The organism is Dellaglioa sp. CoH-55-MRSF-6 (assembly GCF_056782215.1).
In genome coordinates this window covers 300,426-312,065 of the sequence record NZ_JBXAYJ010000001.1, presented here as the reverse complement: position 1 = coordinate 312,065, position 11,640 = coordinate 300,426, and the positions used below count along the sequence as shown (strand labels likewise).

Here is an 11,640-nt window from a genome sequence, read left to right as displayed (position 1 = left end):
TTATCTTGCCTGTATGTCAAGTAACAGGCAAGTCCTCGCTGGCAGTCGCAGCTTGTGGCGTTCCGCCACCGCCACGCCTACCAGCAAGCATTGTAAGTGTTGCTTTAAACGGCAGTTTATCTTCATCATATTTTGGCGGTAAAAATGCTTTTGGCCCATCCCAATTCAAACCATCCAGCCAAATGACACCACCAAATTCTTTTGCATCAATTAACGGTAAATCATGGTGACTCTCTCCAAACACCTCCTGAGCTTGCTGAGGCGACGTTCTACCTAAGCTGATCCGCATCCCTAGCGAACTCCTGGCCTCTGTTGGGAGCGCAGACGCAGGCATCATTTGCCCCGCTACAATAACCGAGATAGAACTCTGCCGTCCCTTTGTAATCAAGGACAACAGTTTGGCGTTGAATTGGGGATATAGTTTGTCGGCTGTTTTCCTCTGCTGATCCTCAGCCTTCATGTTTGCAACCAGCGACAGTAGCTCATCGACAACAAGGAGAATCGTACCCTGATGAAATTTTTCGCAATGCGTAATATCCCGCTCATCATCGGGATCTGCATTTAGCTCCTTGTATCGCTGATCCATGATTTTGCACAATTCGTCAACGAGCTGAATTGCCTCTTCCGTATTCATGGCAACCTTACCAATACGCTTCATCGACTGACCCAAGAACGCTGCCTTACCATCGATCGTATACACGACATTATCGGGATTATTTACCAAGAAGGATATAATCAGGCCCTTTAGCAAACTAGTTTTCCCCGTTCCTGTTGGACCGACTATCAACCCCATCGGCTGTTTAGATGTTAGCGACATTCTGCCAGTCAATTGAATATTGATCTTTTCGCTTGTCTGCAACGCGTCCAAACGGTTGATTGTAATTCGCTCATCCTTATTGTGAGTTAGGTTAATTTCGATAATGCCGTTTCCAGACTTCTTATCACGAATTTCCCAGTAAGCTGTCGTCTCCTTGGTGAGGAATGCAACCAGGCGGCGTCCAATATCCGCTTCGAAATCCGAGCTGACACGGCCACCCGTTAGTAGCGTGATCTTAACTTCATCATTCGAGACCACATATCCCCATCTTACGTATGCGACATGGCCAGTCACGCCTTGCTTAATCAAATTAACGTTTTCCGAAAATTGCCAAAGCAAACGTTCCATCTTCCAACGTTCAACTGGCGAATATCTACTGTGGAGATATCTCCAAGCCCCAGCAAGAGACACAACTACTCCAAGTAGTCCAAGCATCAGGATAATTGGCCATAGATCTAATTCCGATTTTTGGCCAATTATTTTAGCCCACGTCCACTTAGCGCAGCTCCAGAGAATGATTAGCACTGTAACACATGCCCAGACCTTAAACAATAATCTTGACCGTACCTGCTTGCGTTGATCAACCTCATCAATGGATTCATAGATGCTCAGCTTCGCAGTATGCGTAGAGACTGGCAAAAATCTGCTAATTGTTTCCCTTGCGTTTTTTATCATTCAAGAACTCCTCTTCAAAGTCTCCTACTTGCTGGCCGGTAAAAATTCTGTACGCAGCTGCAATCAAAGACTCAATTCTTTTAACATCGAATGCGTCACGGTTCGTGAGACAATATTGAGCTTCATTCAAGTACGCCCAAACAGATAGCTTCTTTTTTTCACTCATACCTACGCCTACTTCCCATCGCTAATATTCATAACAAGCTTCACGTCACGCCAGCCACTAGTACGCCCCGCGCTCCACTTAAGCATTACCTTGGCGTCTTTCAATTCAATCTCTGTGCCCAAAAGTTCTGCCTCAGAAATTTCCAGCAGATCCTTCTCATCCCCAACAAGTTCCAGTGCATACGTCTTTAAGTCCTCTACCCCGTCGCCAGATTTCTCCAATGTTTTGGCAAGTTCAGCATCTACTATGTGGCATACTACCTTTGCGACCGATCCGTTGATTGGATCACCGTTATCTGCGTAGCGCGGACTTTTTGATACCGATACCACGCGAGCTGCTTTTGGCTTCTCAACGTTGCTAATTTCAACTTCTGAAAGTTTGACCTTGGCTAGTTTCATGCATTTCTCCTTTTCTGGATAAACATCCAACACAGTTTTAATAGACTAACTTTTATCAAAGGCCTTTGATTGACTACATCTTATCTTCAATTACGCCCAATATATATATCAGGCTTCGCCAATGTCTTGACACCCGAAAAACCGGGTATTGACGTATCGGAAAAGATGTGTATCAAAAAAGGCGAAGTTTTTAAAACTTCGCCCTAAGTGACTATTTTGATATTTGTTGGAGAAACCGATTCATTATCAGCGGTGTTACCCGATAATCAACAAATCTTTTTAATGGTTCACCAAGTTGCTTAAGTTCGAGAACCTCACCTAACCCTTCTCTCGAGACACCGCCAGAATCAATCTTATCTATTAGTGGGATTCCTGCGGCAATGCTTTCGTTATCAGCACTACTTTCGAAGTCAATTACTGTCGCTATTTTCGTTTCTTGATTCCGAACTCTTGTGAATTTGTCCCACTCATTCAGCAAGTCGCTTTTTATTCCTTCATATATTTGTTGAATCGTATTGTTCGGAATCCTAAGAGGCTGTGTCTGCTTTATATCATTAATAAGGCTACCTAGTCGGTTATTTTGGAATTGCGCTTCATTACACACTGACTCAAATACATTAGGCAGATAGTTTCTAATTTCATAATTAGACCCCCAAATGCACTCATACACATCCTTAAAATTCAAGGTATCTACAAATCGTAGATAGTACTTGGAAGAAGGCACTAGATAAGGATTCTGACGCGTATCCAATCGGGGAATAGGTGCGGTTATGGAGTCAACCATCGAATAACTTACTTCGTGTTGGTAACTTGGAGCCTCATTATACTCTTTTGCATTCTTGAACCCAGCAGTTTGATATTTGGATACGCCCTGCTCCTTCATACGCCGCTTGAGTCTTTCTGAAAACACCCTGTAGATAAACCAGACCGTATCTCCATATTCGCCGAATGCTTTTTCCCTCGCGGCTACAGTGCTCATATCTATTCGTACCATATTAGCTCCTTGGCATTATACTCCGGATTTTTTTCGATTGTCGTCTTTGCACAGCATTTGCAAATTGGAGAGTACTGTATGCCCACCTTGAGACCAAGGAGTAATATGATCGCCCTCCATCTCGTCGTACTCAAAATGCTTGCCGCATACCGGACAGATTCCATTCTGTTTTGCGTATGCTGCTCGCTTGTCCTTAGGCTTAAATGCCCGAATTGATAATACGCGCTCTGGCCCGCCAAGCACGTACTCAAATATCCCCTTCTGCTTGGTAACATCCTCGTCCTCTATCAGCTCGCTAACTCTAGCTTCGAGCGTAGCCGGATTATACGTATTCTCATGATAAGTATCGTATAGAAACCCCCATTCAATCCCCTTCATCAGCTTACGATAGTTAGGAAAAATAGAGGTTGTCCAATTAATTACGTTTTGAAAGTATAGCCACAGTTCGATTGCCGTTTCATCGTGCTGGTGCTGCGCCATGTACTCCTCAAGCTCAATATCCTGTTTCGACGAGATCCACTTGAGTGTGGTTTCCAAAAAGTCTTGTCGAATAGCAGAACCATTTAAATAGTCGCCGCCAATCTGATATGCGGGACACTGTGATTTCGAAAAGTACTTCTTGGCATCTGTCAACCATGGCCCCGTATAGATTGCATTTCTAAGTTCTTGTGCAGTAAGCTGTTCCCCAACAGTATTGATCACTTTGAACCAATCCAATTTTTCTCGATCTGTACCAGTACAAATATAAACCGTCAGAGGATAGTCCAATATTTGCTGCTGTTCTTCCTGTGTGAGCGTGTGAAAGTACTGGAAATTGATGGAGTAATCACCCTGTACAAATTGACATATTGAGATTGTTCGCTGCTGTCCATCTAAAATTTCATAGTGTCCATCTTCTGCAACAACCCAATACATAACATTCAGTGGGAACCCCTTGCGGACGGTATTAATAACTTCATCACGTTGCTTAGGTTTGTAGACGAATTCACGCTGAAAGGCCGGACGAATATTTAATTTTCCGTCATATCCATATACACCATCTTCATCGGAATCTACATATCCGTTTACGATTTGGCTTACTGGAATATCCTTTTTCTCAATTTGCATGCGTTTGGCCTCCCTTGTTGCGAATTAACACTCTCTTGTACATTGATTTAACGGTGCCATCTTTTTTAGTCAACAAAAGCCCTGAACTTTTTACATCAACAATTTCAAACTGATCTGGATTGTACCGCGTCATGTAAGTAATTGGCACACCAATGACACCAAAGTAGTCACAAGGAATATCCGCAACACGGGATACCTCAATGGCATCATAGTTATCATATTTTGGATATATCTCTGGAGAATAGTTCTTGAAGATTGTCAGCTTTTCGTGACGTTGTGTCGTATCTAAGTTGGTATACCAGCAAATGTTTCCCATTCTCCGCCATTTTTGTCCATTTTCATCAATCTTGAAATCCGTTTTCTTCGCCTCATAGCTTTCAGGTACCTTAAACCAAAAGTGTCCAGAATTGTACCCTAGCCAAATTTCGTTGGCCATAATTAAAGGCAGTACCTCTTTATAGGTAATTGCGTTGAGATTACCAATCACTAGGAATGTTTTGTGAAAAGCTCTTAACTGTGCGATGTAATCAGTAAATAGACTGAAAGGGGGATTGGTTACGACAATATCGGCTTCTTTAAGTAACTGAATTGCTTCCGGACTTCGAAAATCGCCATCTCCAGTTAGTGGTGTTTCAACGTAATCCGGTAAAAATGCAAGTTGTCCAATCTTGTCATCTTGTCTAATTATTTCCAATTTATAACTGGGTTTGTCGGATTCATAGTGCGTAGATATTAGTTTTTTTAGGCCTAACATGTAAAAGTTAATCTGAAAGTATTTCCAGAAATTACTGATGGCTGGATCATCACAATTACAAAACACAACCTTATCCTTGAAATACTCACGATAATGGCGTAGCTCGTTTTCAATCATTGAAATATTAGTATAAAACTCATCTGTTTTTCCAGCACGTGATACATGAAGGTTACTGTTTGTTTGCTTTTTCACGTTCATTACTCCAATTTATTATTTTATCTCTGTACATGTCTGTCATTGACTCTGAGATAGTAGGTAGCCAGACTAACAGACGTATTGAGTAGTAGTTCCGCCTCTGCTGCCTGAATTTTTACTCGTTCATTGCTAGCATGTGCATCGCCATCTTTATTGCGCATTTCTGCGATTAAATCGGTGATTCCATTTAAGTGACTAATCATTTTCGTAATACGTGGATTCCACTCCCGAGAAGGTCTCATTCCCAATGTTTTAACCACCAAATTACGATATTGACCAATATCGCCATTACGCTTACACTTTACGTCGTTATCGGACAATATTTGAAGAAACACCTCTTCGATAAGTGTTCTAGCCTTTGTAACTACGCTGTCAAAATCATTATCCTGCAAGTCATCTTGTCCCTGCGCCAACAACTCTGAAATGTATCCTGAATTGATCCTCTTGATCGGCACGAGGACTTTTACATTCTCATCTGCTGCGATAATTTCCCACGAATTACCACTAGATACGAGTTTTAAGTTGCTGTAGAGAAGAATGGCGTTTATCTCTCTGATTACGCGCTGCTTAATTGCGTCTGCTACAATCAGGATGTCCTTAGATTCATCACCAGTAAGGCCTTCCAGAATAAAGTTATCAATTTCCTTCAGTTGCGAAAACTGACTTCCAGAAAGATACTCATTAATCACCGGTCGCAACTGTGCTGGTGAAAATAGAAACGATAATAAAGAAGCCGTTCGATCATTTGCATGAGTTGCACTGATTATCGAACTCATTCGGCGTAATCTGTTTGAACCTTCTGGATTTGGAGAACCAAATCTGGATCCCAGAGCGTCAAGATCTGCATTTGTTCGGTAAGTTATCCACGGTCGGTCAATCAAGAAAGTTGTAATATCTGTGTTTTCCAGTAATTCAAAATTTTCTGACTCCAATGCCTTTCCCCCCACAGTATTAATAACTTATTTAATTATATATCCTAAGCCCATAAATACCAAGCACTCTACTGTGTATTCTCGCAAGTTCATTTTTCCGCCAGACTAAAAAAGGCCACCAGAACCAAGTAAGTTCTAGCAGTCTTAAATGAGTTTTCGATTGATTGTCCACCATAATTAGGCGGAGTTTCGGCGGAGCACCATATTTTTTTGGCGGAGTTGGCGGAGTTTGAGCTGCCTTGAGCAAATCCAAAATGCCTCTGTATCACTCTTTCTAGCTCAAATTGGCCTACATCGCTATTCCCATTCGATTGTTGAAGGCGGCTTGCTCGTAATATCATACACGATGCGGTTAACATGTGCGACTTCGTTTACAATACGGACTGAGATTTTTTGTAAGACATCCCAAGGGATTCTAGCAAAATCAGCAGTCATACCATCAATTGAAGTAACACCACGGATACCAACTGTGTAGTCATAAGTACGTCCATCGCCCATCACACCAACACTTCTAATGCCCGGTAAGACAGTAAAGTATTGCCAGATTTCACGATCAAGACCAGCATTTTTAATTTCTTCACGTAAAATTAAATCACTATCTCTAACGATTGTTAATTTTTCTTCAGTAATTTCACCAAGAACACGAATTCCAAGACCAGGGCCTGGGAATGGTTGACGCCATACTAATTCTTCACTCATACCCATTTTTTCGCCAAGTTCACGAACTTCATCTTTGAATAATGTTCGCAATGGTTCGATTAAGCTAAATTGCATATCATCAGGAAGGCCACCAACATTATGATGAGATTTAATTGTTTGGGCAGTATCTGTCCCAGATTCAATCACATCAGTGTAAAGTGTTCCTTGAGCCAAGAAGTCAATTCCTTTTAACTTAGTAGCTTCATCATCAAAGACACGGATGAATTCATTACCAATTGTTTTACGTTTCGTTTCAGGATCAGAAATTCCTTCTAATTTACCTAAGAAACGTTCTTGAGCATCAACTTTAATGATATTCAAGCCAAATTTACCGCCAAGCATTTCCATAACTTGATCAGCTTCATTTTTACGAAGTAAACCATGATCAACGAAAATACTTGTTAGTTGGTTACCAATTGCTTTGTGCAATAAAACACCAACAACTGAAGAATCAACCCCACCTGATAAACCAAGAAGGACTTTTTTATCACCAACAGTTTCGCGGATTTTAGCAATTTGTAAATCAATAAAATCAGCCATTGACCAGTTACTTTCAGCTTCACAAACATCAAATGCGAAACGACGTAAAATGTCATCCCCAAATTCAGTGTTGCGAACTTCAGTATGGAATTGAAGGCCATAGAATTTCTTATCAAGATTTTGCATTGCAGAAATAGGACAGTTAACAGAAGTTGCAACTGATGTAAAACCATCAGGAACTTCTGTTACTAAGTCACCATGACTCATCCAAACTGTTTGTTCAGCTGGTAATCCTTTGAATAAAGTTCCTTCTGGATTAGTAACCTCAATTTCAGCCTTACCATATTCTTTGTTATCTGCACTTTCAACTTTACCACCTGGCATTGTATATGCCATTAGTTGCATACCGTAACAGATACCTAAGATAGGAATACCTAATTCAAAGATTTCAGGATCTACTCTGAGTGCATCTTCATCATAAACACTATTTGGGCCACCAGAAAAAATGATACCTTTAGGGGCAATCTCTTTTATTTCGGCTGCACTAATCTTGTGTGATAACAATTCAGAATAAATTCCGAATTCACGTACACGACGAGTAATTAATTGATTATATTGACTACCAAAATCAAGAACGATAATTTTGTCGAAATCTTGCATGCTAACGTTGGCCAAAAATAGTCACCTCTTCATATTTTTTAGTTTCTTATTACGTCTATTCTACTGATTGAAACCCACTTGGTCAATCGTTTGATTTAATTTTCATGAAAATCTGTGAAAATATCTCTATTTTCTAATATTTGCGTAAATAAACGGTATTAATTCGATGCTCATCTGTCTTCTCTAAAATAAGATCAGCACGATTTCTGGTTGGTAAAATGAACTCTTGTAAGTTCTTTAAATTCACGGTTTTCCAGACATTACGTGCCAACTTAAATGCTTCATCGTGGTTACCAATCGCATAATCATAATAGTAATTTCCAGGTTTCTGAAAAGAGGTGTTCAAAAGAACACCAAAACGTTCCAAATACCATTTTTCAATTAAGTCAGCATCAGCATCAACATAAATTGAATAATCAAAGAAATCACTAACATACAATTGTTGGTTACTTGGTAATTGTAAAACATTAATCCCTTCAACAATCAAAATATCTGGTTGATTAATTGTTTGTACCATTCCAGGTACAATATCATAACTATCATGTGAATATACTGGTGCTTCAGTTTTCAGACCACTTTTCACGTCGTTTAAAAATAGAATTAGTTTTTCCATGTCATAACTTTCTGGAAAACCTTTACGGTCCAAGATATTCTGGTGAATTAGTGTTTCATTAGGATATAAAAAGCCATCCGTTGTAATTGCTTGAACCTTTTTTGTTGGGTATAACGCTGTGAGTAATAATTGCAACAAACGTGCCGTTGTACTTTTACCCACTGCAACACTACCCGTAATTCCAATCACAAAAGGCCATTTTTGATCTTTAATTCCTAGAAAATCTGCTTTTTTTGATTGCAAATCTTGCTTACCCAACAATGTCATATTTAATAAATGAACCAATGGCATGTAAATTTCCTGCACATCTTGAACTGATATCTTATCATTAACAGATTGAATTTCATTCAATTTTTGTTGTGACAAATCAATCTGTTTCGTTTTATAAAAGCCACGCCATTCATCCCTTGGAATTTTATAATAATTCATTTGTTTATCCATTTTAACAATCCTCTAATAAAAATGACCTATCAGTTTCCGCAATAGGTCATTTCTTCCATAGCTTATTTTAAACTATATAAACTTTTTGAAACATGGTCAAATAATGGTGATAATTCTTTTTCAGCATAAACAGTTAGTCGATGCATTGCTCTTGAACAAATCGTATAAACTAATTGACGCTCGTCTTCTTCATGATAGTTAATCTTTGAAGCGCCCCACATAACAACCGCATCAAATTCCAAACCTTTAGCTAGGAAAGCTGGCACAATAATCGTTCCATCGGCCAAACGTTGATTTTCCGTTTTAATCAATGTAACTGGCACGCCCTCGGCTTGTAATTGTTCATACAATTCTGTACATTCAGCTAATGATTTAGCGATGATTGCCGTTGTTAGATGATCATCCACATTTTGTTGTACTTGTTTTTCTAAATCGTGAACTAATTTATCAGAATTATTATCCACAGTCATTGTGGGTAAGTCACCTTGTCGGTTAAATGACGTCACTGATTCACCATTTATCAACACTTCTTTTGTGAAATCTGTGATTTGTTGTGTTGAACGATATGATTTCGTCAATTGCACGACTTTGGTTTTATCAGCTGGGAATAAATGTCCCAATTCTGATAGTAAACTCTTACTATTTTCTTTTGTGAAAATAGCCTGGTTTAAATCACCAAGCAGTGTAAACTTAGCTCTTGGGAACCCTTCCTTCAAGAAAGCTAATTGAAATGCCGTGTAGTCTTGAATTTCATCAATAAAGACGTAACGGACATCTGTTTCACCATGCTTACCCGTCATACGATCAAATAAGTATAAGTATGGCGTAACGTCATGCATCGATATTTGACGATTTTTTAAACGTGACACAACTTCAGCCACATCTGCTTGCCATTCTTCTACAGTAACATTATAGTCACTCAAATTAAGATACTTAGGCACATTGTGTAAAAAGTTCACATATTGTGAACTGATATTTAAGAATCGATTGCGCACAATTGCTCTGTGCACACTTGTAAATTGGCGCATAACTAAAGTACGCGTTAAGAAACGCATTTCTTTATCACCGCTTGCAAATTCGCGGTCTTGGTCTCCATACAAATCATTCAATTGTTCTTTAGACATATCTTGAATTGCTTTTTCAACCCATTCTAACTTAGCCTCAGCTTCAATTCGACGATTCAATAATTTAACTAATGATTCACGTGTTGCTTCTAATCTTGTCCGTAAATGATAATTTTCATTATATTTATAGTAGATACCTTTTATTTTATCTTTTGAAATAAAGACTTCATTATTGAATTTAATATCTCTGAACTTCATGTCTGCTTGTTCCAAATGTTCTGAATAAGCAGTTGAGGCATTAAAGAATGCCAAACTATTTTTCAGAACTTGAATACGTTTTTTAGCAGGCGCATTGTCTTCTTCAAAGCGTTCTTGTAACGTTTCAACTTGCATATTTGGTAAACGTCTTGATGCATATTGGAAATAAGTCATTTGAACCATATTTTGTTCACCAAGTTCTGGCAACACTTGATCAATATAATCATTAAATAATTGATTAGGTGAGAATAAAACAACTTGACTAGCTGTTAAATTACCGCGGTAACGGTACAGCAAGTAAGCCACACGTTGTAATACAGCTGAGGTTTTACCCGAACCAGCTGCACCTTGAACAAATAATAATTCAGCTTTTACATCTCGAATAATTTGATTTTGTTCCTTCTGAATCGTCGTTACGATACTCTTCATCTTTGTATCAGCAGAATCATTCAAGACGTCTAATAACATCTGATCACCAACAGCTTCATCAGTATCAAATATCGTTTCAATTTGGCCATCTTCAATTACGAATTGACGTTTCAATGAAACATCTACTGTTTGATCACCATCAGGAGTTTGGTAAGTGACATCACCTAGTCCGCCATCGTAATAAACACTCGATATGGGTGCACGCCAATCATAAACCATAAAGTGTTCAGGTCGATCAGCAAAAGAGCCCAAGCCAATATAGATTGTTTCTTTTTTATTAGTTCCTTCTTGAATGTTTAAACGTGCAAAATAAGGTTTCTTTTCTAATTTCTTTAAAATGTCTAAACGAGAAGTTGCGTTTTTCCAACTCGTTTCACGTTCAGCTAATAACTGTTGTTGCTGACGAACAGACATTGCTGTATCAATCATTCCAGTGTATGTTGTCGTATTGATATGAACATCACTTGTAAATTCGCCATTAATCGATCGTGCTTCACTTTCAGCGTACTTTATTTCATTTTGACGTTTAACTTCAGCATCTTTTATTTTAACAATAACATCATCAAGATGTGCTTGTTCTTCGATTTTAATTTCATCAGCCATTTCTCAATACCCCACTTTACATGATTTTATTAGGCCTAATAGTGTATCATTTTTTTATAATCAACTCAAATAGGCAACTAATTGAACTTATTTCTTATTTGGTAGGAATTGGTCAACTACGATTCCAACAGCTAATCCAATTAATGTTGCGACAGCAATTTTACTTATCACAATCCCAATAATTAGACCAATTAAAGTTGTCATTCCTGCAATTAAAGTGTGTCTAGTCATATTGACCTCCAAAAATTTAATATATCTAGTATACCAGTATCGAAACCTGTTTAACACTGGTGACCTCTTATAGTGAGACAAATCTTAATAAAAGCTAAATATCAGTTAAAATAATAGCCTTTTT

At 38.7% G+C, this 11,640-nt stretch carries 11 protein-coding genes; all 11 read right to left on the bottom strand.

Going from position 1 to position 11,640, the window contains the following annotated elements; genetic code table 11:
- Window positions 1-16: 16 nt before the first annotated feature.
- Window positions 17-1,492, bottom strand: coding sequence for an FtsK/SpoIIIE domain-containing protein (locus AC1RPK_RS01460; RefSeq protein ID WP_481760905.1), 1,476 nt, complete (start codon window positions 1,490-1,492; stop codon window positions 17-19).
- Window positions 1,464-1,658 carry a hypothetical protein gene (locus tag AC1RPK_RS01455; RefSeq protein WP_481760906.1) on the bottom strand — a complete coding sequence of 65 codons (195 nt, stop codon included), beginning with the start codon at window positions 1,656-1,658 and terminating at the stop codon, window positions 1,464-1,466. Before AC1RPK_RS01455 ends, AC1RPK_RS01460 begins: the two co-directional genes overlap by 29 nt.
- Before the next feature lie 8 nt (window positions 1,659-1,666).
- Window positions 1,667-2,056: a hypothetical protein gene (locus AC1RPK_RS01450; protein WP_481760907.1), complete on the bottom strand. Its 390-nt coding sequence runs from the start codon at window positions 2,054-2,056 to the stop codon at window positions 1,667-1,669.
- A 211-nt stretch (window positions 2,057-2,267) separates the two neighbouring features.
- Entirely contained in the window at window positions 2,268-3,050 is a 783-nt protein-coding gene (locus AC1RPK_RS01445; RefSeq protein ID WP_481760908.1) for a hypothetical protein, read from the bottom strand.
- Window positions 3,051-3,065: 15 nt separating this feature from the next.
- On the bottom strand, window positions 3,066-4,157 hold the full coding sequence (locus AC1RPK_RS01440) for a GmrSD restriction endonuclease domain-containing protein (RefSeq protein WP_003588255.1): 1,092 nt from the start codon (window positions 4,155-4,157) through the stop codon (window positions 3,066-3,068).
- Window positions 4,147-5,109, bottom strand: a complete 963-nt coding sequence (locus AC1RPK_RS01435; protein WP_481760909.1) for an adenine-specific methyltransferase EcoRI family protein — start codon at window positions 5,107-5,109, stop codon at window positions 4,147-4,149. The genes AC1RPK_RS01440 and AC1RPK_RS01435 overlap by 11 nt, the downstream gene beginning before the upstream one ends.
- 17 nt (window positions 5,110-5,126) lie before the next feature.
- The gene (locus tag AC1RPK_RS01430) at window positions 5,127-6,038 is read right to left on the bottom strand and encodes an abortive infection family protein (protein ID WP_481760910.1); all 912 of its coding nucleotides are present in this window, start codon (window positions 6,036-6,038) and stop codon (window positions 5,127-5,129) included.
- 297 nt (window positions 6,039-6,335) lie between these two features.
- Window positions 6,336-7,877, bottom strand: coding sequence for a glutamine-hydrolyzing GMP synthase (guaA, locus tag AC1RPK_RS01425; protein WP_481761138.1), 1,542 nt, complete (start codon window positions 7,875-7,877; stop codon window positions 6,336-6,338).
- 133 nt (window positions 7,878-8,010) lie between these two features.
- A complete protein-coding gene (gene coaA, locus AC1RPK_RS01420) occupies window positions 8,011-8,931 on the bottom strand; it encodes a type I pantothenate kinase (protein WP_481760911.1) in 921 nt (306 codons plus the stop codon).
- A gap of 62 nt (window positions 8,932-8,993) precedes the next feature.
- A complete protein-coding gene (gene helD, locus AC1RPK_RS01415) occupies window positions 8,994-11,285 on the bottom strand; it encodes an RNA polymerase recycling motor HelD (RefSeq protein WP_481760912.1) in 2,292 nt (763 codons plus the stop codon).
- A gap of 87 nt (window positions 11,286-11,372) precedes the next feature.
- Complete coding sequence (locus AC1RPK_RS01410; RefSeq protein ID WP_481760913.1) at window positions 11,373-11,516, bottom strand: hypothetical protein; 144 nt, start codon at window positions 11,514-11,516, stop codon at window positions 11,373-11,375.
- Window positions 11,517-11,640 lie beyond the last annotated feature (124 nt).